Annotated in this window: 19 protein-coding genes and 1 pseudogene; 14 read left to right on the forward strand and 6 right to left on the reverse strand. The window is 61.1% G+C overall.

The window, feature by feature from the left end; translation table 11 throughout:
- The first annotated feature begins 78 nt into the window (after positions 1-78).
- Positions 79-1,791: an ankyrin repeat domain-containing protein gene (locus EK373_RS24600; RefSeq protein WP_129646917.1), complete on the forward strand. Its 1,713-nt coding sequence runs from the start codon at positions 79-81 to the stop codon at positions 1,789-1,791.
- Between the two features lie 12 nt (positions 1,792-1,803).
- Here EK373_RS24600 and EK373_RS24605 read toward each other — a convergent pair whose 3' ends face one another.
- The 4 genes from EK373_RS24605 to EK373_RS24620 form a co-directional block, all read right to left on the reverse strand.
- Positions 1,804-3,312 (reverse strand): tannase/feruloyl esterase family alpha/beta hydrolase, encoded by a 1,509-nt coding sequence (locus tag EK373_RS24605; protein ID WP_157994524.1) that lies wholly within the window; start codon positions 3,310-3,312, stop codon positions 1,804-1,806.
- A complete protein-coding gene (locus tag EK373_RS24610) occupies positions 3,309-4,364 on the reverse strand; it encodes an acyltransferase family protein (protein ID WP_198683618.1) in 1,056 nt (351 codons plus the stop codon). The genes EK373_RS24605 and EK373_RS24610 overlap by 4 nt, the downstream gene beginning before the upstream one ends.
- Positions 4,365-4,525: 161 nt before the next feature.
- The gene (locus tag EK373_RS24615; protein WP_129646921.1) at positions 4,526-4,954 is read right to left on the reverse strand and encodes an MAPEG family protein; all 429 of its coding nucleotides are present in this window, start codon (positions 4,952-4,954) and stop codon (positions 4,526-4,528) included.
- An 11-nt stretch (positions 4,955-4,965) separates the two neighbouring features.
- On the reverse strand, positions 4,966-5,919 hold the full coding sequence (locus EK373_RS24620; RefSeq protein ID WP_129646923.1) for a diiron oxygenase: 954 nt from the start codon (positions 5,917-5,919) through the stop codon (positions 4,966-4,968).
- 133 nt (positions 5,920-6,052) lie between these two features.
- Between EK373_RS24620 and EK373_RS24625 the strand changes: the two genes are divergently transcribed.
- A complete protein-coding gene (locus tag EK373_RS24625) occupies positions 6,053-7,006 on the forward strand; it encodes an AraC family transcriptional regulator (protein WP_129646925.1) in 954 nt (317 codons plus the stop codon).
- Positions 7,007-7,026: 20 nt separating this feature from the next.
- Here the strand turns inward: EK373_RS24625 and EK373_RS24630 are convergent, their stop codons facing one another.
- Positions 7,027-7,533 carry a hypothetical protein gene (locus EK373_RS24630; RefSeq protein WP_129646927.1) on the reverse strand — a complete coding sequence of 169 codons (507 nt, stop codon included), beginning with the start codon at positions 7,531-7,533 and terminating at the stop codon, positions 7,027-7,029.
- A gap of 154 nt (positions 7,534-7,687) precedes the next feature.
- Here EK373_RS24630 and EK373_RS24635 point away from each other — a divergent pair, with 154 nt between their 5' ends.
- The 12 genes and pseudogenes from EK373_RS24635 (at position 7,688) to EK373_RS24690 (ending at position 24,037) form a co-directional block, all read left to right on the forward strand.
- A complete protein-coding gene (locus tag EK373_RS24635; RefSeq protein ID WP_129646931.1) occupies positions 7,688-10,096 on the forward strand; it encodes an alpha-L-arabinofuranosidase in 2,409 nt (802 codons plus the stop codon).
- Between the two features lie 122 nt (positions 10,097-10,218).
- Positions 10,219-10,389, forward strand: a pseudogene (locus tag EK373_RS34410) (putative quinol monooxygenase); the annotation flags it as partial.
- An 80-nt stretch (positions 10,390-10,469) separates the two neighbouring features.
- Entirely contained in the window at positions 10,470-11,501 is a 1,032-nt protein-coding gene (locus tag EK373_RS24645; protein WP_129646933.1) for a lipase secretion chaperone, read from the forward strand.
- Positions 11,502-11,673: 172 nt separating this feature from the next.
- A complete protein-coding gene (locus EK373_RS24650; RefSeq protein ID WP_129646935.1) occupies positions 11,674-12,345 on the forward strand; it encodes a hypothetical protein in 672 nt (223 codons plus the stop codon).
- 184 nt (positions 12,346-12,529) lie between these two features.
- Complete coding sequence (locus tag EK373_RS24655) at positions 12,530-13,192, forward strand: FKBP-type peptidyl-prolyl cis-trans isomerase (protein WP_198683619.1); 663 nt, start codon at positions 12,530-12,532, stop codon at positions 13,190-13,192.
- 230 nt (positions 13,193-13,422) lie between these two features.
- Positions 13,423-14,565, forward strand: a complete 1,143-nt coding sequence (locus tag EK373_RS24660; protein WP_129646939.1) for an ATP-binding protein — start codon at positions 13,423-13,425, stop codon at positions 14,563-14,565.
- Positions 14,566-14,713: 148 nt separating this feature from the next.
- Positions 14,714-17,008, forward strand: a complete 2,295-nt coding sequence (locus EK373_RS24665) for a PAS domain-containing protein (protein ID WP_232831205.1) — start codon at positions 14,714-14,716, stop codon at positions 17,006-17,008.
- A gap of 120 nt (positions 17,009-17,128) precedes the next feature.
- Positions 17,129-18,658, forward strand: coding sequence for an ATPase domain-containing protein (locus EK373_RS24670; RefSeq protein ID WP_129646941.1), 1,530 nt, complete (start codon positions 17,129-17,131; stop codon positions 18,656-18,658).
- Positions 18,645-20,318, forward strand: coding sequence for an ATP-binding protein (locus tag EK373_RS24675; RefSeq protein ID WP_129647359.1), 1,674 nt, complete (start codon positions 18,645-18,647; stop codon positions 20,316-20,318). Before EK373_RS24670 ends, EK373_RS24675 begins: the two co-directional genes overlap by 14 nt.
- 161 nt (positions 20,319-20,479) lie before the next feature.
- The gene (locus tag EK373_RS33490; RefSeq protein ID WP_198683621.1) at positions 20,480-22,078 is read left to right on the forward strand and encodes an endo-1,4-beta-xylanase; all 1,599 of its coding nucleotides are present in this window, start codon (positions 20,480-20,482) and stop codon (positions 22,076-22,078) included.
- Complete coding sequence (locus tag EK373_RS24685; RefSeq protein ID WP_129646943.1) at positions 22,063-22,731, forward strand: hypothetical protein; 669 nt, start codon at positions 22,063-22,065, stop codon at positions 22,729-22,731. The genes EK373_RS33490 and EK373_RS24685 overlap by 16 nt, the downstream gene beginning before the upstream one ends.
- A 211-nt stretch (positions 22,732-22,942) precedes the next feature.
- Positions 22,943-24,037, forward strand: a complete 1,095-nt coding sequence (locus EK373_RS24690; protein ID WP_129646945.1) for a DUF937 domain-containing protein — start codon at positions 22,943-22,945, stop codon at positions 24,035-24,037.
- A gap of 2 nt (positions 24,038-24,039) precedes the next feature.
- Here the strand turns inward: EK373_RS24690 and EK373_RS24695 are convergent, their stop codons facing one another.
- Positions 24,040-24,510 carry a GNAT family N-acetyltransferase gene (locus EK373_RS24695; protein ID WP_129646947.1) on the reverse strand — a complete coding sequence of 157 codons (471 nt, stop codon included), beginning with the start codon at positions 24,508-24,510 and terminating at the stop codon, positions 24,040-24,042.
- Positions 24,511-24,600 lie beyond the last annotated feature (90 nt).

Genomic DNA, 24,600 nt, shown 5'->3' on the forward strand with positions numbered 1-24,600 from the left:
TCGATGCAATCGTAATCGGTATCGACCTTCTTCCGGCCTGGGAAGCGGACATCAGGCGTTTTTCGGAAGGAAGGTGCCATGACCCGTTCTCTTTCGTCCCTTTCCAATCTGGACGCCCTGCGTGGCGAGGCCAAGCGCTGGCTCAAGTCCATCGCGGCTGGAGATACCGAGGCGCTCAGTCGCTTCCGCCAGAGCTTTCCCGCTCACACCGGCACTCCGAAACTTCGGCAAGTACAGCACGCGCTGGCTCGTGAATACGGCGCTTCGTCCTGGGCGGCGCTGAAGCAGGAGCTCGAAGATCGGGCGCGCAGCTTTGCCGATCGCGTCCGGCTTTTTCTCGAGAAGTCCGTCAACCGGTACAGCACCGATCCGGCGACCCAGAAATGGGGCACCTACGAGCCCGATGGACCTCAGCGCGGCGTCGTCGCCGCCCGAGTCCTGGAACGTCATCCCGAAATTGCCCGTGACAGTATTCACACTGCCGTGGCGGCCCACGACGTGAATGCCGTGCGCACGATCCTGCGCAAGAATCCCAACGCCGTTCGTGATCGCAGTAGTTTCGATGGTTGGACGCCGCTAGTGCGGCTTGCGTATGCGCGCCTGCCGATTGAAGCGGTGTCCCACAACGCACTCGAGATCGCGACTGTTCTGCTGGATGCTGGCGCCGATCCCAACGCGGGCTGGTCCGACGGCGCCAATGATTTCAACGTGCTGGTCGGCGTCATTGGCGGAGGCGAGGGCGGTCAGGTCGCGCATCCAGTGGCGGAAGCGTTCGCGAGCCTGCTGATCGCGCGCGGCGCCGATCCGTTCGTTCCACAGGCTCTTTACAACACCTCGCTCGGGGCGGACTCTACGTTCTGGCTCGACCTGCTCTGGTCAGAATCCGCAAGACGCGGTGAAACTCACAAATGGACCGGCCCGTCCCCCAATGAACTGGGCGGTGAGAGGTGCGCCAGCGCGCTCGCTTATCTTCTTGGAAACGCCGTGCCTCATCACATTCAACGACTGCGTTGGCTGCTGGAGCACGGCGCGGATGCGCGCGGTATCAATTTCTATTCGCGCGAACCTGTGATCAAGCACGCCGTGCTGGCCGGTCGGGAAGACATGGTTGAGCTCCTCGTTCGTCACGGTGCGGTCCGGCCCGAGCTCACCGAAAAGGAGCGCTTCTTCGCCGCGACCGTTGCAGGCGGCTTCGCCAGGATGCGCGAGCTCGCTTTGAAACATCCCGAGTTCCTCCACAATCACGAACCCATGTTCGCAGTCATTCGCCTGCAACGCGCTGACATCGCAGAGGCTCTGCTCGACCTCGGCATGTCAGTCGACGTTGGAGACGAGAAGAATCTTCGTGCCTTGCACTACACCACCCATTGCGGAGCGGAGGCGATCGCACGATTGCTCATTGAGCGCGGCGCGCAGATCGATCCGTTCGAACTGCGCTATGGCGGAACGCCGCTCACCCATGCTGTTTTCAACAGGCAAACAGAGATGGTGAACCTGCTGGCCTCCGTCAGCCGCAACTTTCGCGGCCTCTGCTATGCGGGTGCGGTCGACCGGGTCAGAGAGTTGCTCACCGAAGCACCCGAGCGTGCGAATCGCCATGATCGCGAAGGCGAGCCGGCGCTTTTCTGCTTGCCCGACGATGAGGAAAAATCGGTCGAGATTGCCGAATTGCTACTGGCGTTCGGCGCTGACCCAACCTTTCGCAATCCCCAGGGGCACACGCCTGGGGAAGTGGCGCGGCGTCGAGGGCTGGACGACGCCGCCGCACTGCTGGAGGACGCACAGCAGTGATCTGCCCGAGAGCTATCTCTCGCATCGAAAGCTTTTCTCATTGTCCGTGCTGCCCGAGCCGGACTGCGTGGCCACATTTGGAAAGGCACATACGAGTCGGGTGCGCTCGGGAGTATCCGGCGGGTTGCTGACGACTATGTGTTCGGGCGCGTGACCGGTCTCCACCCAATTGTCGATCGTCGCAATGGGGTCGAATACGAAAGGTCCGTCGCCGCCGCCACAGTGTCCCATGCCCGGAATCATGAAGAGCCGGGCGCTCCTTGCTTTGTTCCCGCCCAGCTCCTTGTAGAAGTTGACGCTCGCCATTGGCGGCACCAGCGGGTCAGCCCAGCCGTGCGAGAGCAGGAGCTTGCGCCCACTGGCCAGATATCTGTCGAGACCTTTCGCGGGTACGTCGAGCGCGTCGCCGTGCGCCCTTAGCGCACGAGTGACGTCCTTGTCGTAGTCGAAGGTCCGGAAGTCCCAATTCGGATCGTTGAAAAGAAGGTCGCGAAAGTAGCTGGACACGGCGGGGAAGAGCCCGGTTCCGGAGGCCTGAATCGGCAGCAACGCTTCGCTGCCCCGCTCGAAGCCAGGAAAAATAGACTCGCCGGTGCGCGGGTTGCGCGGGCCTTTGTAGATCGCGTGCAGCGCCGCGATCTGCGGGGCTGTCAAACAATCCGGTGCGTCAGCGTTCTTGCACGCAAGGACCGCGGGATCGAAACGACAGCGGCTCGGTTGCGAAATGAGACCATCTTCGAGGCCATCGTCTGCATCGCATGCCTTGACCGCGGCCTTGTGCACCAAGTCGAATTTCGCGGGCGAGATCCGACTTGCGACATCCTTCGAGGTAGCGGATCCGATCCACAGCGAGCTCACCATCAGAGCGACGACAGGGTTGGCGGGCGCCATCGACGAGATCGCGTCGTAGTCTTCAGGGTAGCGATAAGCCACCATCAGTCCCTGGCGGCCGCCAGTGGAACAGCTCGCAAACAACGAACGGTTCGCCACTTTGCCGTAGAACGCAGCGATGGTCGCCTTCGCGGCCATGGTCATTTCGTGTGTCGCGCGATAGCCGAAGTCGATCAGCTTCTCCGCATGGCCGGCTGCAAAGCTGGCATCGAGTGAATCGCCTTGATGTCCGCCATCCGTCGCAGCCGTGGCGTAACCTTTCGAAAGCGGATCGATCATCGCGGCATGGAGAATCGAGCCTGCCCATGCACCGTTGCCGACGCCGACGAACTTGCCATTCCAGCCCGCGATGGGCAGCCACACTTCGAAGCGAATGTCCGAATCGGCGGTCGGCCGCAAGGTGCCGGTCACCCGACAGAAGGAGGGCAGACGCACGTAGTTGGCCGTGCCGTTCGCGGCACCAGGCGGGCTGAATGCGCCGGCTTGCACGACTCCGGCGAATGTAATCTGCGTTCGCGGCAGCTCGATGCGCTTGAGCTCAGCGCACTCAGCCGCGTCTGCGCTGGAGAGTCGCAAAGCGGCCAGCGTGAACCCGCACAGGACAGTGACCGATTGGATGCGGCTGATCATGTCTCGGCGCCCCTCGGCGAGAAACCGGTTTTGAGTCCTTCTCTTCGTTCGCGCCATTGCTTGAGGGGCGTATCGACCAGGTGCAGGCAAAGCGCTGCCATGGCGAACGAGAATAGCAATGTCGCGCTCAGCGTGAGCCACCAAGGCTGGGCATGCACATCCCGTAGCAGTAGCACGAGCGGGAAGTGCCACAGATAGATCCCGTAAGACAGCTTGCCGATATACGCCACAGGGCCGGAGGCGAGCAGACTGCTGTTTGGATGGTCTTTCACGTAACAGATGAGTACGAAAGCGGACAGTTCTGCCAACGTGACGCCAATCGTCACTCCCTCGACGGGCACGGAGCGAGTCGTTGTCGCAATGATCGGAACCATGATGGCAATAGCCAGCGCCGTGCACGCGATCATGATGGTGGGCCGCGACACCCTGACGGGCACGAGCGCAGCGATCGCTCCGAGCAGGATGCCGCTCATCCGCGTATCGAAGCGGAAGTAAGCCTGTCTCCACCCCCACTCGAACGTGACGAAGTATCGCCACAGGGTCGCTGCGACAAAGGCGGCCAGCAGCCACGAGATCGGTCGTCGCGTTCGAAGCAGAATCGGCAACACGAGCGGCCACAGCAGGTAGAACTTTTCTTCGACGCCCAGCGACCAGGTATGACCGATGGTTCCCGGTACGGTCGAGAAGGCGAGCGCGTAGTCCATGAGGTATAGACCGTTGAGCGCGGCCACCAACCAACGCTCGTCGGTGGGCCAGAGAATGGGCGCCAGAGCGAGGTACGCGCACAGCACTAACAGCAAGCTCGGATAGAGTCTCAGCGCACGTCGCGCATAGAATGCCCCGATGTCGATGCTGCCTTTGCGGTGTTCGGCTGCAAGCAGGGTAGTGATCAGGTAGCCGGACAGAACGAAGAACACGTCGACGCCCAGGAAGCCGCCGCTGCCCCAGGGCGCCACGCAATGGAAGGAGACAACGGCAAGGATCGCCAAAGCGCGGACGCCGTCAAGCGCGCGGTTGTAGTGCATGGGGTCGTCAGTAATCAGCCAATCCATCGAACAAGATAGCTTACGATTCCGGCGAAGTCTTGGATCGGATTGACGCATCCACCCGGATTGGGATGACAAAGGGATGATCGCTGCGACTGGCCTTGGCAAGGGGCGACTCAATCGTGGCGTGCGGCGGGCGCCAACGCTGGCTTGCGCAAGCCTTTGATTCAAACCCCTGTGCCCGCACGCGCGGCGATGACTATGAGCGCCACAAAGCAGATCAACTGAATGGTGAAGAACGAGAATCGCACGGTGACGAGCGCATCAGTCTGCGCATGGGACACGTGGACGACGGATTGGCAGACGCGAGCAATCAAGACCGCCGTGCAAAGATAGTTCACGGCGGCGCCGTCAACTCCAATGGCGGATATCACGAACACGATGGCTCCGAACACTGGCAGGTTCTCGACACAGTTGGCGTGGGCTCGGGTTCCGCGTCTATACCAATCCTCGCCCTCGAGCCGATCGCTCCGGAACGAAGCGATCGGCGCTTTCCGAAACAGGATGTTGAACCACCGATACACACCGACGGTCGCCATCAGCAGGATCAATGTCCACGCGGCGAATCCGAGCAGCATCCACATCGGTATGGTCATTGCCGTCATCCTCAGCCAGCGATGATGGGCGCTAACGCGGCCTGTATCCGGGACATTTGAGCGGCAGTGGTCATGCTGGTCAGCAGCCGGCGAAAGTGCGGGTGCTGCACGCCTGAAATGATGTACTGCCAGCGATAGGCGCCGAGCACGGACGCTCCAATTCTAGTTATCTCTTCTGCGCTGAAGGGCCGAGAGACATTGCGAATGAAGTAGTCCGCATCGGCTCGCGCCTGCGCCTGCAGAATTCCGTCGACGGCCGCGACCAGTGCAATCAGATCGTTCACTGCCTGATCGCGCTCGGCCGGCGACAATCTGGCGTGCTCGTCCCGCCATTCGAGCTCATCGAGCACGACGTGTCGGCTCTCATCGCTCCAGTGGTACTTGAAGACATCCTTGAACAGCGGGCACAGTTCCTCGCGGGGACCGATGCTCTGCGCGTAGTGCGCCTGCACGAACAGTTCGATGTGACAGGTCAATGCCAACACCGACCAGGTGCTTGCTGCGAGCACGGCGCGCGCCACGTCGTTGGGATCGGCCGTTTGACGATAACCTGCGGGGAGCTGCAAACCGATCATCGTCTCCATGCGTCGGAACATCTCCTGATGCTTGATCTCCTCGGCGGAAAAGCGCACCAACGCTTCGAGCGCAAGTTGGTCATCGAATGCGTGGGCGCGTCCCTGGTCGAGCATCTTGGCGCTGATGAATCGCTCGACCAGCCCGAAGACATAGGCATAGGTGCGACCCTGGATCTGACTGAGCAGGCGCGCCTCGTCCTCTGCGAGAAAAGTCAAACGATCGACCTGCGACAGTGCGTCGGGCAGGAACTTGCGCGAGAAGTCGAAAGATCGATCGCGAATCAGATCGCGATCGATCTGCCAGTCCGATTTTTTCGATTGACTGACGAGTCTGGCGTAGCGGGCGCTGTGGTTCGATCCCGGGTCGAGAGCGGCGACACTGGCGTTCATGATGCAATCCTCTTTGCTCGTTCGAAAGCGACAATCGCTTTTCGGTGGGTGCTAATCTAGGGACTCGCGGGCGGGGGATGAATGACCTGAGCGCCGGATTTCATGCTCCGGACTCCTGACAGGACGGCTGCCGTTGGACGCGTTTTCAGATGTCTTACGTGTGATTCGCCTGGCCGGCGGCGTTTTTCTCGACGCCGAGTTCACCGCGCCGTGGTGCATCAAAGGCAAGATCTCCGCGGATCTTTGCAAGCCCTTTCTGGTCACTCCGCGTCACATCATTGCATCTCATTTCGTCGCTCAGGGGCGCATGCGGCTTCGAGTGGAAGGGGGCGAGGTGCTCGACGTACGAGCCGGCGAGCTCGTTCTGCTTGCACAGAACGACGAACACTTGATCGGCAGCGACCTGGACGCGGCGCCGATTCCAGCCGGCAATATTCTTCAGTCGCCGCAGCTCGGCAACATCTCGCGAATCGAGTACGGCGGCGGCGGGGAAGCGACGCAAATACTGTGCGGCTTTCTGGGCTCAGAGACTTCTTTCAGCCCGCTGCTTGCGTCATTGCCATCGGTATTGAAACTGGATGTGCGCGCATCTGCTTCGGGCGCCTGGATCGAGAGTTCGTTCCGCTTCGCTGTAAGCGAGATAGCGGCGGGGAGGATGGGCTCGGCAACAGTGATCGCGAAATTGTCCGAGCTCTTGTTCGTTGAAGCGGTGAGTCAATACGTCGCGAGCCTTCCCGCGGAACGACGCGGATGGCTTGCGGGTTTGCGCGACCCACAGATTGGACGTGCGTTGGCGTTGCTCCACGGGCGTCCGGCCGAAGACTGGACCGCAGAAGTCCTGGCGCTCGAGGTGGGTATGTCACGTTCTGCATTCGCCGAGCGTTTCACCTCCTTGGTGGGCCAACCACCGATGCACTACCTGACTCTCTGGCGGATGCACCTGGCGGCGCAGCTCCTGCGCGAGGGGCACGACAGTGTCGCGCAAGTTGCCGTTGCAGTGGGTTACGAGTCCGAGGCGGCATTCAGCCGTGCGTTCAAACGCCAGTTCGGCGCCTCGCCCGGCGGGTGGCGCGTGCATTCGCGATGAACGATGCTCGCGCGTTACGCCTACCACTTCGATGTGATTGCGGACCGATGCGGTTTGCGAGGAAGCGGCTGTAACAGGAGCACGAGCTGCACGCCGTACTGCGGGTCGTAATCGCTTTGCTCCAGCGCAATCACCGAATTCAGCCCCTGGAAATGCGCGAACCGCCACTTGTAAGGCTTCTCGTAGGTTCCCTCGGTCAATGCCAAAGGAAAGCAGGAGCGGAGTGCCGCCAGCGCTTGCTCGAAGCGCTCGTCGAATCTGCGACGTAGCTCATCGTCCTCGAGCATCTCATCGGGATCATACTCGTCATCCTGCTCCAATCGACCGATGAGTGTGGTGGGCTTTGTCGAGGTGTCGAGGACGAGGTAGGTCCGCTCGGTTGGATGCTCGACCTCCCACAGCCCGACTCCGTCGTCGACCGGTTCAGGCCAGCCCGACGCGATACAAGCCTCGGAGAAGGTGCGTGCCGAGAGCGTCGCGCCATCGAGGTCTCGGAAGATGGGCAGGACGAGCTGAATGGAAGGCATGAGTTACCTGAGATCGGCCAATGCAGCTGTACAGGATACATTCGGCCGAGGAAACACTGAACACCCAGCCGCCGGCGACATCCATATTGGATGGAGCTCATGTCTGTGTTATTTAGTCTGAAAACGGATTTCACAGACGCCGCAGGGGAAAAGTATGGATGCTTTTAGCGGGCGTACACGTGCTCGATGGATTCAGAGCTGCGTCGCCGTACTGGTGGCCACCTTTGCCTTCTTCATCAGCGCCGCGCGTGCCGATATCGTCATCTACGACGATGTCATTGCACCGGGTTGGCAGAACTGGAGTTGGGCCGTCACTGACACGGCTCACGCGGCTACCGTGCACACAGGGGCCGCTTCACTGGCAGTTACACCAACAGCGTGGTCGGCTGCCTACCTTCGATCGGCGGCCGCGCCGATCGATACGCAAGGTCTACTCAATCTGACTTTCTGGGTGAACGGTGGCGCTGCGGGTGGGCAACGCTTGCAAGTCGTTGCAGTGGTGAACGACGTCGCGCAACCCGGCATCCCGATCGAAGTGCTGACACCGAATGTCTGGCAGCGCGTCGTTGTGCCGTTGAGCGCGCTCGGTGCAGACAGTCGCAACGACGTCAATGGATTCTGGATTCAGGAAGGGGCGGGGCAGGACTCACCCACCTTTTATGTGGACGATATCGTTCTGGAGTCCGGCACTCCGCCGCCGCCGCCGCTGCGTATCGACGGCATGGGTATCTATGACGATGCCTTGATCAACGGCTGGCAAAACTGGAGTTGGGCGTCGGTCAATCCAGCCAGCACCGCCAGCGTCCATACTGGATCCACTTCCATCGCGGTCACGGCGGGCCCGTTCGCGGCGCTCTATCTACAGCACAACGCATTTCCCAGTCAGCCGTACGCATCGCTGCGGTTCTGGATCAACGGCGGGCCGCAAGGCGGGCAGACGCTCAACGTCATCGCACTGTTGAACGACGTTGCCCAACCCGCAGTGAGCCTCGGACCGCTTGCGCCGAACTCGTGGCAGGAGGTTACGATTCCCTTAGCGGATCTCGGCGTGGCGAATGCGGCGGCACTCACCGGCATCTGGTTACAGGAGAGCGCGGGCGTAAACCAGCCGACCTTCTATGTCGACGATGTCGGACTGCAGTTCGCGGCGCCGCCAAGTACCGTCAACGTTCGCGTGGATCCGCAGCGTCCGGGGCGCCGCGTGGATCACCGCTTGTTTGGTGTGAACGCCGCAGTATGGGATGCCGCCTTCCACTCGCCGAATACCACTGCACTGCTCGAGGAGCTCGACAACAAGGTACTGCGTTTCCCGGGCGGATCGTTGTCGGACGTGTATCACTGGAGCACCAACACCAGCGAAGGTGAGACCTTCGAGTGGGCGACGAGCTTCGATGAGTTCGCGCAGGTGGCGGTTGCGACGCAAGCCTCGGTCTTCATCACGGTGAACTATGGAACAGGCACTGCGGAGGAGGCGGCCGAGTGGGTCCGATATTCGAACAAGCTCAAGAAGTACTCGTTCAAGTATTGGGAAATAGGCAATGAAAACTACGGCGCCTGGGAGGCCGACAACAACGATCGGCCGCACGATCCGGTGACCTACGCGAACCGATTCCGCGACTACTACCTGAAGATGAAGGCCGTGGATCCGAGCATCAAAGTCGGCGCCGTGGTCGCGCGGGGCGAAGACTCGGAGGTCATCTATACCGACCATCCGGTCACGAATCCTCGCACCGGTGAGGTTCATCTGGGCTGGACGCCGGTCATGCTGACGACGCTGCGCAACCTCGGCATCACGCCGGATTTCGTCATCTATCATCGCTACGAGCAGGGACCAGGCGGCGAGAGCGATTTGTTCCTGCTGAACTCCGCGGCGAGTTGGTCCAGCGATGCTGGCAACCTCCGGCAGATGGTCGACGATTACCTTGGAGCCAAGGGTCGCCGCGTCGAGTTGATTTGCACCGAGAACAATTCGGTCTACAGCAATCCTGGCAAGCAGACCACCAGTCTGGTCAATGGACTGTTCCTGGCCGACAGCATCGGCAGCATTCTGCAGACGGAGTTCAAGGCGATGGTCTGGTGGGATTTGCGCAATGGCCGCGAAGCCGGCAACAACAATAGCTCGTCGCTGTATGGGTGGCGCCGCTATGGCGACTATGGCATCGTCAACGATGCGGACCCGGCGGGCCCCGCCGACCGCTATCCCACCTTCTATGTTTACAAATTACTCAAACACTTCGCGCGCGGCGGAGAGTTAGTCGTAGCAGCCCAGAGCGACTACAGCAGTCTGGGTGTCTACGCGGTCCGCGACGGCGGCAAGTCGCTACGATTGTTGTTGATCAACAAGCATCCGAGCGCCAGCCTCGCTACTTCCATCAACATCCCCGGGATGAAGAAAGGAGGCAAGGCGTGTGTGTACAGCTATGGCATTCCACAGGACGAAGCCGCACGCACCGGTGAAGGCTCAGCGGATGTGCAGCAGTCCAATCTGGTGATATCGGGCTCGACGCTGAAACATTCGCTGGCGCCATACTCCGCCACGGTGATCGACCTCGTTCTAGACTAAGGAGTTGGTCGGGCAAGCGGCTCAGAGCCTCAAGGCGTTCGCTGCGAACGACCGAGATCTATGCGCTTGCGGCCATACAGACGAGCGTCCATGGACAATGATCCCGGGCCGATCGCGAGGCGCCGGGACATTTTGTGTTCTACGAGATCTTCGTGAGCCAGGCGGATTTCGAGGCTCACAACGCCACACCTCATGTGCAGTCATGGTTTGCCAGGTTGCCTGAACTGGCCGATGGAGGCGTGAACGTAGTACGTATGGAGATCCTTGGTAATAGAACAGATGCGCGGCGTTGATTGGGACTGTTGGTTGACAATCAGGTGTGGTAGTACGGCTCCGTGGACGGCGCTACCCACTTTGCAACCGAACCAATCCCATGCCAAGAAAATCGATACTGATTGCCAGTCTTGCGGCGGCGGGCGTGATCGGTGGATTGGCCTACTGGGCGTTGCCTGGGGAACAAAGCGTGATGCGTGCGCCACCTCGTGCGGAAGCTAAAGACAAGAACAGCGACACCATTGCATATAAGTGGCAATGGCAGAATTTCAGCAAGAGCGAGTCAGCACCCGACGCTGGCGAGGACTCCGAAGTGTCTGCCAACGTCGTGCTGATCTACAGAATTCTGCAGAGCATGAAGCTCGATGAAAATGGCCGTGTGGTGCCGGATCAAACGATGAAGGAAGCACTCGAGCAGGGATTTGACGAGCTGGGACCCAATCTGAACGCGGCGGCCATGTCAGAGCTGCAGACGTTGATTCGCACCGGGTTGGCGGGGCAGGCAGGAGAAGAAGCGGCGCAGATCCTGGAAAACTACTATCGATTTCGTCTGGCAGAGAGGGAGTTCGAAGGGCAACCGCTCGACCAAACGCCCGCCGACCGCTACGAAGAACTGGTGCAGCTGCGACGCAGCTATCTCGGCGCAGAAACCGCTGACAAATTGTTCGAAGTGGAAGATACCAATGGGCGCCACATGCTCGCCGCCATCGCGATTCAGACGAACGCGAACTTGACGGATGAAGAGAAACAGACTCAGCAGCAGGCCTTGCAGGAGCAGTTGAACGATCGGCTGCTAGCGCTGGGGCTGTTGGCGCCGGAAGAGGCAGCAGCGGAAAAGGTGCAACGGCTGCGTGAGGAAGGCGCGTCGAGCGCCGACATTTACGCCACCCGTAAAGAGCTTCTGAGCGCGGAAAGCGCGCGCGATCTGGCCGCGGCCGACCGTGAAGAGGCAGCCTGGCAAAGCCGCTTCAATGGTTTTTGGCAGGCGCGACGCTACGTCGTGCAGGCGGGTTTGGACGAGGTCGAGCGTGAGCGCCAGATCGAACAATTATTCGAGCAGTACTTCAGTCCCGAAGAGCGGGAACGGGCTCGCCTGACGAGTTCCGATTGGCAGGCGCGTGATGCGAAGTAGAGGTGTGCGTTATGACGCGGATACCTCAGCTGCCATTTCTGTCCAGATCAGGAAAGTGAGGTCATATTGTTCCTGAATACGGTTACCTAAGATCCCCAGCGTGGGTTGGTCAACGCCAATTCATGCAGGCTGACCGTGCCGATCATGGAAGCTCAAACTTTGGGGGGTAATCGTGAACATCAAAGTACTCATTGGGTCCGCGCTCTTGCTTGGCTGCTTGATGTCGCCAGGCGCATTTGCCCAGACTTGCAGTGTTAGCATTCAAAGCGGAATCGGTGCTCGATTCTACGTGCCCAGCGGTGGTGACGGGCGTTACAACATCTTGGGGTGGGGCAACGGTACCGGCGGCGGTGCAACCACGTACTCGGGTTTGCTGACGGCCGCTGCTCAACGTTGCGTTTTGGTGGCGGCTGCTACCACCGCGAGTTCTGGAAGCGGTACTGACGTTCGCGACGCTGTCAGTCAAGCGAGGAGCCGTTACGCCGGCATCCTCAATCCAGCTCCAAAAATCTGTACCTCGGGTCACTCGCAAGGCGGCGGTGGTTCTTTCAACGCTGCAAACGTCATTGGCTCAGCGGTGTCATGTGTCATTGCCGTTCAGCCCGATACGGTTTTCACGGTCAGAATCCAGCGCCCCGTGGCTGCCAACGTGGACGTTACTTGCATCTTCAGTACTGGTGACACGTTGGCCCCTGCATTGCCCAGCAACGCGGCGAACTGCAGGCGCAACTCGACCATTTACAGACAGGTAACGACCATCGGCACTCACTTCGCACCTGTTTCCGGCACCGGTGGCGCGGTCGGCGCAGCAATGCGTAGCCAGATTGACCGTTTGCTGCTTTAGTCGCTGTCAGCTTGGTTCTCTAAAAAGGACCCCAACCATTCGCGGTTGGGGTTTTTGTGCGTTTCAGCGGGCAAACCCAATGAAAAGAAACAAATGCGCGGTCGCTGTGTTGGCGCTGACTCTGGCGTGCATGGGCGGCTGCAATCGACTGCCTGCATCTGCCGACGTAGCAGAAGCAGGAGCAGTGGCCCCGGAAGGCCAACCAGAGTTCAAAACTCTGGAAGATCGTTATAGCTATGCCTACGGAGCTCATCTGGCGGAACAGTTCAGGGCCGAAGGCATCGAGATGAACGTCGCCCTCATGGCGGCTGCGATGCAGGCTGTGCTCGAGGGCGGCGAGAAGAAGATGTCTGCTGGAGAAATTGCCGCAACGATTCAACTCTATCAAGAAGCTCATGCTAAGCAGAAAGAAGCAGAATGGGCGGCGGCAACCGCAGCAAACAAAAGCGCAGGCGAGATCTTCCTGAGAGAAAACGCCAGGAAGGAAGGTGTGGTAGTCACCAAGAGCGGCTTGCAGTACAAGGTGGTCGCCAAGGGAAGTGGCGGATATAGACCGACCGTAGAGGATGACGTGACAGTTCACTATCGAGGCAGGCTGATCGATGGGACCGAATTCGACAGCACTTACTCACGTGGCGAGCCTTACAGCACCAGCGCCAAAGCGCTCATCGAAGGCTGGGCCGAGGCACTGCAGTTGATGTCGGAAGGCGCCAGGTGGGAATTGTATGTCCCTGCCAACCTGGCTTATGGAGAAGCGGGATCGCCGCCCTATGTTGGACCCAACGCTGTGTTGATCTTCGAGGTGGAGCTGCTCGAGATCGAACCGAGGCAGGCGTCGACCGACTAGCGAGGGGCGCCTTCCAACTCCGCCCGCACCCGGGCCCGATCATCGATGCGTCCAAGCTGCCCCGGCTGCGCACCTGTCGGCCGCGACTAAATCGATCGAGCTAAATCGCAGAACTGCTCATCGATGAGCACTGTTCCGGGCGCCATCGAATAATCCTGCGACGGCACCAACGGCAGTCTCCAGGCATTGTCGTCCCTATCTAGGCGCACGAGCATTGCAGGGTGGGGACGATGAGGCTTGCTCAATTCATTGCTGCCGATATGGCGGGGATTCTGCAGGAGTGGGAGGAGTTTGCGCGATCGCTGCCCTGCGCCCGTTCCATGGATCCGAAGGAGTTGCGAGACCACGCCGGCAAGATTCTGAAGACGATCGCGAGCGATATGGAGTGTCCGCAGAACGCCGACGAAGAGCTGTCCCAGTCCCAGGGTCATAGCGATGCCGCCGAAGAGGCCGGTGATTCGGCGGCTCAGCAGCACGGCGGCGGCCGCCTCGAGGATGGGTTCTCGATGCCGGAGATGGTCGCTGAGTTCCGTGCGCTACGCGCCAGTGTGCTGCGGCGATGGCGAGAGCAGGACGCTCCTGCCGAGGACGCCATCGATCAGGTGACCCGGTTCAATGAAGGCATCGACCAGGCACTGAGCGAATCGGTCAAGCGCTTCTGGGACCGGCTCAACCGCACTCGCGAGCTGTTCATGGGCGCGCTGGGCCATGACTTGCGTAGCCCGTTGCAAGTCATCCTGAGCGCGGCAGCTTATCTGCAGAAGCCTGAAACGCCGGCACGCAAGCACTCCGACATGGTGGATCACGTGCGTGACAGCGCGCAGCAGATACACACCATGATCGAGGAACTGCTCGACGTTGCGCATACCAAGCTCGGCGGTCAGTTGCCGATCAACCCGCGGCCCGTCGATGCGGCCGAAGTCTGCAATCGCGTGATCGGGGAGCTGCGAACAATCTACTCCGATCGGGAGTTCAGATTCGACTCGGCAGGGGATGTAAAGGGGGTTTGGGATGGTGGACGGCTGCAACAGCTGATGTCGAATCTGCTGAAGAACGCCGTTCAACATGGCGCCGCCGACCAGCCAATTTTGGTGTCGTTGCAGGGCGATCGCGAGACGCTCGCGATCAACGTACACAATGATGGCGAGGCCATTCCAAAGCGCATCATAGATCGCATCTTCGAGCCATTGGTGCGCGCAGACAGCTCGGAACCGGGGACGAATGCCAGAGGCAATATGGGCCTCGGACTGTACATTGCATGCTCCGTGGCGCGGGCTCATCACGGCTCCATCGATGTGCAATCGAGCGATGCCGCCGGTACGACCTTCAAAGTGTTGCTGCCGAAGAATGGATCGGGCCGCTCGAATGGCTAATGACCCGCTAGGCTTCTTACAAGGTGGGGGCAGAGTGGGCGCCATGATGCGCGAGCATGATTGGTCCCACTCACCGCTCGGCCCCCCCGCTTCATGGCCGCAATCGTTGCGCTCCGTCGTGGGGCTGCTGCTGCAGTCGCAGTTCCCCATGTTCGTCGCCTGGGGCAAGGAGCTCGGGTTTCTTTACAACGACCCCTACGCCGAGGTGCTCGGCAGCAAACACCCGCAATCGCTGGGCTCGCGCTTCTACGATATCTGGTCGGAGATCTGGCCGGACATCAGTCCGCTCATCGAAGCGGCGATGGCCGGGCGAGCAACCTACCGTGAGAACCTGCCCTTACTGATGAATCGCCGGGGCTATGACGAACAGACCTGGTTCACCTTTTCGTATTCTCCGGTGCGCGACGAGAGCGGCGCGGTGGCGGGGATGTTCTGCGTTTGTACCGAAACGACCGAACTGATGCTGGCTGAGCGCGCAAGAGGGGAAGCGCACGCGAGCGTCGTTAGAAGCGAGCAGCGTTTGCGGGCGCTGGTGACGGCAACCTCGGACATCATCTACCGCATGAATCCCGATTGGACGGAAATGCTCGAGCTGGCGGGACGAGGCTTCCTCGAAGATACCGAGCAGCCCAGGGCGAGCTGGCTCGCCAACTACATTCATCCGGACGATCAAGCGATGATCGCCGCCGCAATCGACAAGGCCATCGCGACCAAGAGCGTTTTCGAGCTCGAGCACCGGGTGCGCAGAGCCGATGGCACGTGGGGCTGGACTGCCTCACGAGCGATTCCGATATTCGATGCCAACGGTGATCTGTTGGAGTGGTTCGGCGCGGCCACGGATATCACGAGCCGCAAGGAAGACGAGCAAGCGTTGCAACAGCAAGTGGCTACGACGGTGGCGGAGCGCAATTTGCTGGCCGACATGGTCGAAGGCACCGACTCGTTCGTGCAGGTGTTCGATCTGGATTTTCGGTTCATGGCAATCAATCGCGCCTCTGCGGACGAATTCGAGCGGGTGTTCGGCGTTCGTCCTCGAGTGGGGCAGACCATCGACGAAGTTCTCGCACATCGACCCGATGATCTCGTGCAGGTGAAAGGGCTGTGGGGTCGCGCGCTCGCCGGTGAGGCATTCACCACCGTGCAGGCATTCGGAGATCCCGACAACGACCGGCGCAGCTATGAGATCCGGTTCAATGTGCTGCGCAATCGGGAGGGACAGCGAATCGGCGCGTATCAGTTCGTGCACGACGTGACCGAACGCTTGAGGGATCAGGCGCGCCTGCGCGCCGCGGAGGAGGCGCTCCGCCAGTCCCAGAAGATGGAAGCGGTCGGGCAGCTGACCGGTGGCCTCGCTCACGACTTCAATAATCTGCTCGCCGCCATCGGCGGCAGCGTGTCGCTGATCGAGAAGCGGCTGAAGGACGGCAAACCTGGCATCGAGAAATACCTCGACGCAACTCGCGACGCCGTTCGACGTGCTGCAACGTTGACGCAGCGGCTGCTCGCGTTCTCACGGCGTCAAACCCTGGATCCCAAACCGGTCGATTTGAACAGATTGATTGGGGGGATGGAGGAACTGATCCGGCGCACGATGGGACCGCAGGTCGAAGTCGAAGTGCGCGGCGCCGAAGGCCTGTGGGCCACCCGGCTGGACATTTCGCAGCTGGAGAATTCGTTGCTGAACCTGTGCATCAATGCGCGGGATGCGATGTTGCCGAATCCCGGCGTGCTCGTCATCGAGACTTCGAACCAGATTTTCGACGAGGAGGCGGCACGCGCCCGAGACGTCGCACCTGGCCAGTATGTCGCGCTTCGGGTTATTGATGTCGGGACTGGGATGACGCCCGAAGTGGTCGCGCGTGCCTTCGATCCCTTCTTTACTACCAAGCCTCTGGGTCAAGGCACTGGCTTGGGCCTGTCGATGATCTATGGCTTCGTTCGGCAATCCGGCGGGAATGTCAGTATCGAATCGCGGGTGGGGCGGGGTACGCAGATCACGCTTCTCTTTCCGCGATACAGCGGCGCCGTGGAGCCGGGTGCCGAGCCTGCCGAGGCTGACGGCGGGATTGGGTGCGGAAGCCAGACTTTGTTGGTCGTCGATGACGAACCGATCATGCGCATGCTGATCGCCGATGTGCTGCGGGAGGCGGGCTACAGGATACTGCTGGCGACGGATGGATCGTCCGCGACGAAGATCATCGAGAGCGATGCGCACATTGATTTACTGGTCACCGATGTCGGTTTACCCGGCGGGATGAATGGTCGCCAGATCGCGGATTTCGCGCGGCTCAGTCGGCCAGACCTGCGCGTGCTGTTCATCACCGGATATGTGGAGAACGCCGCGGTCGGCGACGGACAACTGGAACCGGGGATGGAGTTGCTGACCAAACCGTTCGAAATGCACGTGCTGGCCGAGCGGATTCAAACCATGTTGCAGAGCTGATGCTACTCGCGGCCGCGGACACGACGAGCATCGGAACTTTTCGGCGACTTTGTAAGTTTTCACCGTCGATGACACTACCAATGTGGAGCGCACGTATCCCACTTAAAAGAGGAGCTGCGCATGACTGAACGAAATTCACTCGACAATGGCGCCGGCGCGGAGCCTGAGCGGGTATCTACCGGGAGCGCGGGCCTGGACGACATCCTCGGCGGCGGTTTCGACCGTCACCGGATGTATCTCTACGAAGGGCGCCCGGGCAGTGGCAAGACCACCATCGCCCTGCAGTTCCTCATGGAAGGAGCGCGACGGGGCGAGCCGGTCTTGTACATCACGTTGTCCGAGAGCTTGCTCGAACTACAGCTCGTCGCTAAGCGACACGGGTGGTCGCTGGAGGGAGTCGACGTCTTCGAACTGATACCGCCCGAGAGCGCCCTCGATCAGGAGCGCGAGCTGACCATACTGCACCCCTCGGAGTTGGAGCTGGGCGAGACCACGAAGCTGATCTTCGATCGCGTCGATGCGCTCAATCCGACGCGGGTCGTGATCGACAGTCTTTCGGAGCTGCGGTTATTGGCGCAGGATCCGCTGCGCTATCGCCGGCAGGTCCTGGCGCTGAAGCATTACTTTGCCAGCCGCCAATGCACGGTCGTGCTGCTGGACGATCTGTCCGGAGCGGACGCCGGCGGGCTGCAGCTGCATTCGATTTCGCACGGCGTGGTGCTGCTGGAGCAGCTTGCGATCGACTACGGCGCGGAACGTCGTCGCATTCGAGTGCTCAAGATGCGCGGGATCAATTTTCGCGGCGGTTATCATGACTTCACGATCCGCCGAGGAGGGCTCGAGATTTTCCCTCGACTGATTGCAGCCGAGCATCACTCGCAGTTCGTCGGCGAGTTCGTTTCCAGCGGCAGCGCGGAGCTCGATCGCCTGCTCGGCGGCGGCCTCGAGCGGGGCACGAATGCCTTGCTCATTGGAGCGGCGGGTGTCGGTAAGTCCTCGCTCGCGCTGACCTATGCGATCTCAGCCGCGCAACGCGGCGATCACGCTGTGTTCTTTGCATTCGATGAAGGTAGAGGCACGCTCGAGGCGCGCGCTCGAACCATCGGTTTGCCACTGGCCGAGGCTCTCGAAAAGGGCTCGATTCGTTTCCAGCAGATCGATCCCGCCGAGCTGTCCCCCGGAGAGTTTGCGGCGAACGTTCGCCGGAGCGTGGAAGTCGATGGCTCGCGCGTGATCATCATCGACAGCCTGAACGGCTATTTGAATGCGATGCCCGACGGTCGCTTCCTGATCCTGCAAATGCACGAGCTGCTGACCTATCTGAATCAGCAAGGCGTGTTGACGATATTGGTGCTTGCTCAGCACGGACTCGTCGGTCCGATGGACACGCCGCTGGACATCAGCTACCTGAGCGATGCGGTGCTGATGCTGCGATACTTCGAGTATGGCGGCCTGGTGAGGCGTGCCCTATCGGTCGTGAAGAAGCGCAGCGGCCATCATGAGCATACGATCCGCGAGTTCCGCCTTAGCCCCCAAGGCATCGAGGTCGGCCCGCCGCTCGTGAACTTCAGCGGCATCTTCTCGGGCACGCCGCAATACACCGGCGATCCGACGCCACTGATGAAGAGTGAATCTCGTGGAGGCGCCTGAGCCGGACGGACTGCGGGTTCTGGTGCTTGCCCCGATAGGCCGGGATGCCTCCGCCGCCTCGGAGTTGCTGAGCCGTGCGGGGTTGAGCACCGAGGTCTGTCGCGACCTTGCGTGTTTGATGAAGCATCTGACGACCGAAGTAGCCGCCGTGCTGCTGGCGGAGGAGGCGGTGTATCGCAAGGACAGCACGGCTCTCGCCGCCTGGGTCCAACAGCAGCCCGCCTGGTCCGATCTGCCCTTCGTCGTTCTCACCAGTCACGTCGTCCACGCCAATGTCTCTGGCTGGCGGCGCGAGCTGGTCAGCACACTGCGCAATGTTTCCTTGCTGGAGCGTCCGGTTCAAGCGATTACCTTGACGAGTACCGTGCAGGCGGCCGTGCGAGCTCGTCGACGCCAATTCGAATTGAAGGCGCTGCTCGATGCGCAAGCGGCCGCCGCCGTGCACCTGGAGGAGTTGGTTTTTGCGCGCACTCGTGAGCTCGAAGTTACCAACGAGGAGTTGCGCACCCAGATGTCGGAGCGTGCCCGCATAGAGGAGTCGCTCCGCCAGGCGCAGAAAATCGAAGCATTGGGGCAGCTCACCGGTGGTGTTGCTCACGACTTCAACAACTTGCTCATGGTCATTCTGGGCGGCTTGGAGATGCTCGACCACACCGCCGATGGCGCGCGACGTAAACTGCTCATGGATGGCATGCGTCAGGCCGCTCACCGGGGCGCCGCGCTGACCCGACAGCTGTTGGCATTCTCACGGCGGCAGGCATTGCAGCCGCAGCCAGTCGATCTGGTGGCCCAGATTGGCGGGATGCGCGAGTTGCTCGACCGCAGTCTAGGCGGCAATGTCCAGGTGCAGTTGGAATTCAGCGAGGCGCTGTGGCCCGTGCACGTGGATCCTGGCGAGCTCGAGTTGGTCGTGCTCAACCTGGCAGTCAACGCGCGCGATGCCATGCCGAAGGGAGGTGTCATCATCGTTCGCGCACGCAACGCGCCTTCGGTTCATCTGGACGGATTGCGAGGCGATTTCGTTCGACTCTCGATCATCGACAGCGGCGTGGGCATGAGCACCGAGGTGCAGCGTCGTGTTTTCGAACCTTTCTTTACCACCAAAGAGGTGGGCAAGGGATCGGGCCTGGGACTCGCCCAGGTGTACGGGTTCGCGCAGCAGTCCGGCGGCAATGTTCAGATCGAAAGCGAAGTGGGGCGGGGCACGACCGTCTCGCTGCTGCTGCCACGATCTATACTGCCGCCGGCGACGAACGCCGTGGGGTCTACGGACTCCACACTGAAAACATCTCCGCACAGCTCCGCCGGCGCGGTGCTGCTGGTCGAAGATGATAATGATGTCGCGGTAATGGTCAGCCGCATGCTCGGCACGCTCGGGTATCGAGTGCAGCGTGTCGCCAGCGCCTCCGCCGCGCTCGCCGCACTCGCCGAGGATCGCAAGTTCGATCTGATATTCTCGGACATCATGATGCCCGGCGAGCTGGACGGCGTGGAGCTCGGGCGGGAAGTGCGTGAACGCGGAGCAAACATTCCTGTGCTGCTCACGAGCGGCTACGCCGATGCGGCATCGGCGCGCGCCGAGAGTGAAGGGTTTGGCGTACTACGCAAGCCGTACACTCTGGCTGAGCTTGCTTCAGTGCTGAAGATCGTCCGCACTTGATCTCCGGATCTCCCGGCGCCCTAGGCGCCATCCGAATCGGTTTGAAACAGTTGCGGTACCGCTAACAATCGGCGTATGTTCAGGTCCCGCGTCAGCAACGACGCGGAGCAGAGGACGCAAAGGACCTGACCGAATTCAGTTCTCATGGAGGGGGACTTCCTATGACTATTCGCACGGCCGTCACTGGCCGAATCCTATCTATTGTCCTGAGTCTGGGCGCCGCAGCTTTGTTTGCACAGCCGGCGCTCGCGCAGATGGCCAATGGCAAGCCGAAATTCGTCGGCAACGTCACCGGCAACAGCGTGCCGGCCAACTTCAACACGTACTGGAATCAGATCACTCCCGAGAATGCGACCAAGTGGGGTTCCGTCGAAGGCACGCGCAACCAGATGAACTGGGGCGGGGCGGACGCGGCGTATGACCACGCTCAAGCGAACGGCTATAAGTTCAAGTTCCACACGTTCGTGTGGGGTTCGCAGTTTCCGGGCTGGCTCACGGGCCTCACGCAACAACAGCAGCGCGCCGAGATCGAGGAGTGGATCCGGCTCGCCTGCGAGCGTTATCCCAACACCTGGGCGATCGATGTGGTCAACGAGCCCATCAAGACGGCACTGCCATGGAAGGCCGCGCTGGGCGGCGATGGCGCGACGGGCTGGGACTGGGTGATCACCGCGTTCCAGATTGCGCGGCAAAATTGTCCGAATGCCAAATTACTCATCAACGAGTACGGCACCGAGAACGATCCTCCGGTGCGCAACACCTATAAGAACATCATCAACCTGCTGAAAGCCCGCGGCCTGATCGATGGCATCGGCATCCAGGCGCACTACTTCAACATCGACAACATGAACCGTAGTGCGGTCACGACGATGCTGAACGACTACGCGACGCTCGCGCTGGACGTGTGGGTGTCGGAGCTCGATATCGTCGCGAACGGCAGCGATGCCGGACAGCTCGCGAAATATCAGGATGTGTTCCCGGGCTTCTGGGAACACAGCGCCGTCAAGGGCATCACGCTGTGGGGCTACATCGTTGGCCAAACCTGGCGTGATGGCACCGGGCTTGTCACCACGGGCGGACAGGAGCGCCCGGCGATGGTGTGGCTCAAGCAGTATGTCTCGGGAGCAACTCCCGGCGACGATACGCAACCGCCCAGCGTGCCTGCGGGTCTCACGGCGCCCTCGACGACCAGTAGTTCGATCTCGCTGACGTGGACCGCGTCGACGGACAACGTGGGAGTCACGGGCTATCAAGTGCTGCGCGCGCCCGGCACGAGCGGCGGCACGTTCACGCAGATTGCAACCGCCACATCCAATTCGTTCGTGAATACTGGCTTGGCCGCGGATACCACTTTCCGCTACCAGGTGCGCGCCACCGACGCAGCGGGCAATGTTTCAGCGGTGTCGAATACGGTGACCGCGACGACTCAGACGGGCGGCGGAACGGGCGGCGGTTGCTCGGTGGCGCCGACCGTGCAAACACAGTGGCAGACGGGTTATGTGATCGAGCCGGCGCGAGTGACCAATACGGGCACGGCCACGATCAATTCCTGGACGGTCACGTTCACGTTGCCGGCGGGTCATACCGTGATCGGATCGTGGAATACGGCGCTCACTGTCAGCGGACAAACAGTCACAGCGCGCAACGCGCCGCATAACGGAACGGTCGCGGCGGGTGGGAACACCGCGTTCGGATTCCAGGTGAGCCGACCGAATGGCAACACGCAATTGCCGAGCGATTACACGTGCGCTTCACCGTAAGCCTCGCAGCGCTCATCGCCGTGCTGACGGCGGTGAGCGCTGCGCACTTACTAAGCGCGGGTGATGTAGACGAACTGCACCCACAATCGACCGCACCGGTGGCGACACCGGTGCACGCGTCGACGATGGATCGTGCGTCGGCGGCTAACGAAATCGGTTCGGGAGCGGAAGAGCGCAACCGACAGCTCGCCATTGCGATCGAGCGCGCGCTCGTGTCGCGAGACGTGCAATACCGAGAAACAGCATTCAATTTTGTCTTGCCCGAACTGCTGCGCGCTGATCCTAATCGTGTGATTGCCATGGTGGCGCGGCAGGAGCCGGGCGAGACCCGTGATGCGCTTCGCGACGAAGTGGCGCGCCAATGGATCACGAAGCATCGCGACGCTGCTATCGAGTGGATGAATTCACTCGAGGCAGCCGATCGCAGGGCAAGCGCGACGATCGCCATGCGAACGCTCGCAGCCATCGAGCCTGCGCAGGCCATTGCCGTGGCCGACCAATTTGACATCGGCCGGGACGACGGCTCGCTCGAACACATGGTGCAGATCTGGGCGGCCGAAAAGCCCGACGAAGCCATGCGCTGGATCGAAGGACAACCGACCGGCGAGCCGCACACGGAACAGCTACGAGCACGCATCGCGCACTCCCGATAAACGATGCATTCAGCTGCTGCAGGACAGGTCGGCGACACGCCGTCGTCTGCGCCTCACAGGTTCACCTTGTGCGCATTGACCCATCGGGACTGCCGATCAGAATCGCGTTCACTCGCGAGGCCGGAGCGTGCTTCGCACTGGATCGATCGATTGGATAGCGAGGTTCACCACGGGGCAGCGCATAGCGCTCGCCCTTACGGAAGGAGGTAGCATGAGCTTCGATATCCTTGAGTCATTCAATGCTGCGCTCGGCGGTCCTGTCATTCGTCATCTGAGCTCATCGCTGGGTGAAACGGAGGAAGGCACTCGCAACGCGGTTCGCTCGGTGGGGCCAAGCATGCTCGCTGGGCTGATACAACGGGTCGCCACGCCTGCGGGCGCCGCAGAAATGTTTCGTGCGGTCAATGACGATCACATCGATAGCGGCATCGTCGGCAAGCTGGGCAGCATTTTCGGCAATCGCGGCAGCATGGATTCGATGCGTGGCCTGGGCGAGTCGCTCGCGGGCACCGTGTTCGGCAATCGCACCGGTCCGCTCACCAGCGCCATCTCTCAGGTCGCGGGTGTCGGTCCGAGATCGGCGATGTCCCTGCTGGCGATGGGCTTGCCGATTGTGTTCGGCATGTTGCGCAAACAGGTCGGCAGTGGCGGACTCGACGCTTCCGGACTGAGTTCACTGCTGTTCTCACAACGCGGCTCGCTGGAACGAGTCGGGCTCGATGATCGAATCGCGGGCGCGCTTGGCGTCGGTAGTCTGTCGAATCTGTTGAGTGGAATTCCCGGCGGTCCAAGTCGATCGTCCGGCACGCGTGAATCCTTTACTGGTCACGAGAGGGTGAGGGCGCGTCCAAGGGAGCAGCACAGACCGCGCTGGCTGCCGTGGGCAGTCGCCGCCGGTGTTGCGGCGCTGGCGTTATCGTTATTCATGAACCGCACAGATCAGCGCGGCGCTGAGCGCACCGCGCAGACAGTGAATGAGCGCACCGGTCCAGCGACGGAGTCGACCAGTGTTTATTTCGATTCCGGCGAGGTCACCGTCGACGGAGAAGGCCGGCTGAGGATTGCCTCGGTCGCGGCCTCAGCTAAAGGAGCAAACGATCGTGTGGTCGCCATCACAGGCTACACGGACAGCAGTGGTAACCCCGATCAGAACGTGCAGATCGCGAAGGACCGCGCCGTCGCTGTCAAAGACGCCTTGGTCGCTGAAGGCGTAACGGAATCGCAGATCGTGATGGATCCGCCGGCTGCGGTGACTGGAGCGGGAACGAATGCCGAGGCGCGTCGTGTCGAGATCGAGGTTCGCTGACCTCACCCCGCATCCGCAACGAGCGATTTCTCCATGAATACGCTCAGCGGATCGGGCTCGTACGCGCCGAAAGGACCAATTTCGGTGAAGCCAGCCGATCGATACAAAGCGAGCGCTTCCGGCTGGCTCACCCCGGTTTCCAGCCGTATCGAGCTGGCGCCGCGCTGAGCGGCAATCGCTTCAATCCTCTGGAGCAGTTGCCGCCCGACCTTTTGGCCCCGTGCCGAAGGGCAGACGAACATGCGCTTGATCTCCACCCAATCGTCACCCGAGCCGACCACCGCGCCGCAGCCCACCGCAGAACCGCTCTTCGATCGCGCAACGATAAACGTGACCTCAGGCCGCGTCAGTGCACTCAGGTCCAACAGGTGATTGCTCTGTTCCGGATAAAGACTCGCCATGTAGGCATCGCTGGCGGCGAGTAGCGCGCGGACATCGGGCTGGTCGGGATGTTCGATATCAATTTCTATCATGGTTGGATTGTACTCAGCGCCCTCGAGATAGGGCTACCACCGTGAAGCCCGTCACGCTGGTGCAGTTCGATGCAGGTAGACTTGCGCAAG

This window comes from Peristeroidobacter agariperforans (assembly GCF_004138335.1).
Classification (GTDB): domain Bacteria; phylum Pseudomonadota; class Gammaproteobacteria; order Steroidobacterales; family Steroidobacteraceae; genus Steroidobacter; species Steroidobacter agariperforans.

What these genes read in the sequence shown, in the direction of transcription:
- EK373_RS24600 (WP_129646917.1), top strand. Translation starts at nt 79, where the DNA reads ATGACCCGTTCTCTTTCGTCCCTTTCCAATCTGGACGCCCTGCGTGGC.
- EK373_RS24605 (WP_157994524.1), bottom strand. Translation starts at nt 3,312, where the DNA reads ATGATCAGCCGCATCCAATCGGTCACTGTCCTGTGCGGGTTCACGCTG.
- EK373_RS24610 (WP_198683618.1), bottom strand. Translation starts at nt 4,364, where the DNA reads ATGGATTGGCTGATTACTGACGACCCCATGCACTACAACCGCGCGCTT.
- EK373_RS24615 (WP_129646921.1), bottom strand. Translation starts at nt 4,954, where the DNA reads ATGACCATACCGATGTGGATGCTGCTCGGATTCGCCGCGTGGACATTG.
- EK373_RS24620 (WP_129646923.1), bottom strand. Translation starts at nt 5,919, where the DNA reads ATGAACGCCAGTGTCGCCGCTCTCGACCCGGGATCGAACCACAGCGCC.
- EK373_RS24630 (WP_129646927.1), bottom strand. Translation starts at nt 7,533, where the DNA reads ATGCCTTCCATTCAGCTCGTCCTGCCCATCTTCCGAGACCTCGATGGC.
- EK373_RS24635 (WP_129646931.1), top strand. Translation starts at nt 7,688, where the DNA reads ATGGATGCTTTTAGCGGGCGTACACGTGCTCGATGGATTCAGAGCTGC.
- EK373_RS24645 (WP_129646933.1), top strand. Translation starts at nt 10,470, where the DNA reads ATGCCAAGAAAATCGATACTGATTGCCAGTCTTGCGGCGGCGGGCGTG.
- EK373_RS24660 (WP_129646939.1), top strand. Translation starts at nt 13,423, where the DNA reads ATGAGGCTTGCTCAATTCATTGCTGCCGATATGGCGGGGATTCTGCAG.
- EK373_RS24665 (WP_232831205.1), top strand. Translation starts at nt 14,714, where the DNA reads ATGTTCGTCGCCTGGGGCAAGGAGCTCGGGTTTCTTTACAACGACCCC.
- EK373_RS24670 (WP_129646941.1), top strand. Translation starts at nt 17,129, where the DNA reads ATGACTGAACGAAATTCACTCGACAATGGCGCCGGCGCGGAGCCTGAG.
- EK373_RS33490 (WP_198683621.1), top strand. Translation starts at nt 20,480, where the DNA reads ATGACTATTCGCACGGCCGTCACTGGCCGAATCCTATCTATTGTCCTG.
- EK373_RS24690 (WP_129646945.1), top strand. Translation starts at nt 22,943, where the DNA reads ATGAGCTTCGATATCCTTGAGTCATTCAATGCTGCGCTCGGCGGTCCT.
- EK373_RS24695 (WP_129646947.1), bottom strand. Translation starts at nt 24,510, where the DNA reads ATGATAGAAATTGATATCGAACATCCCGACCAGCCCGATGTCCGCGCG.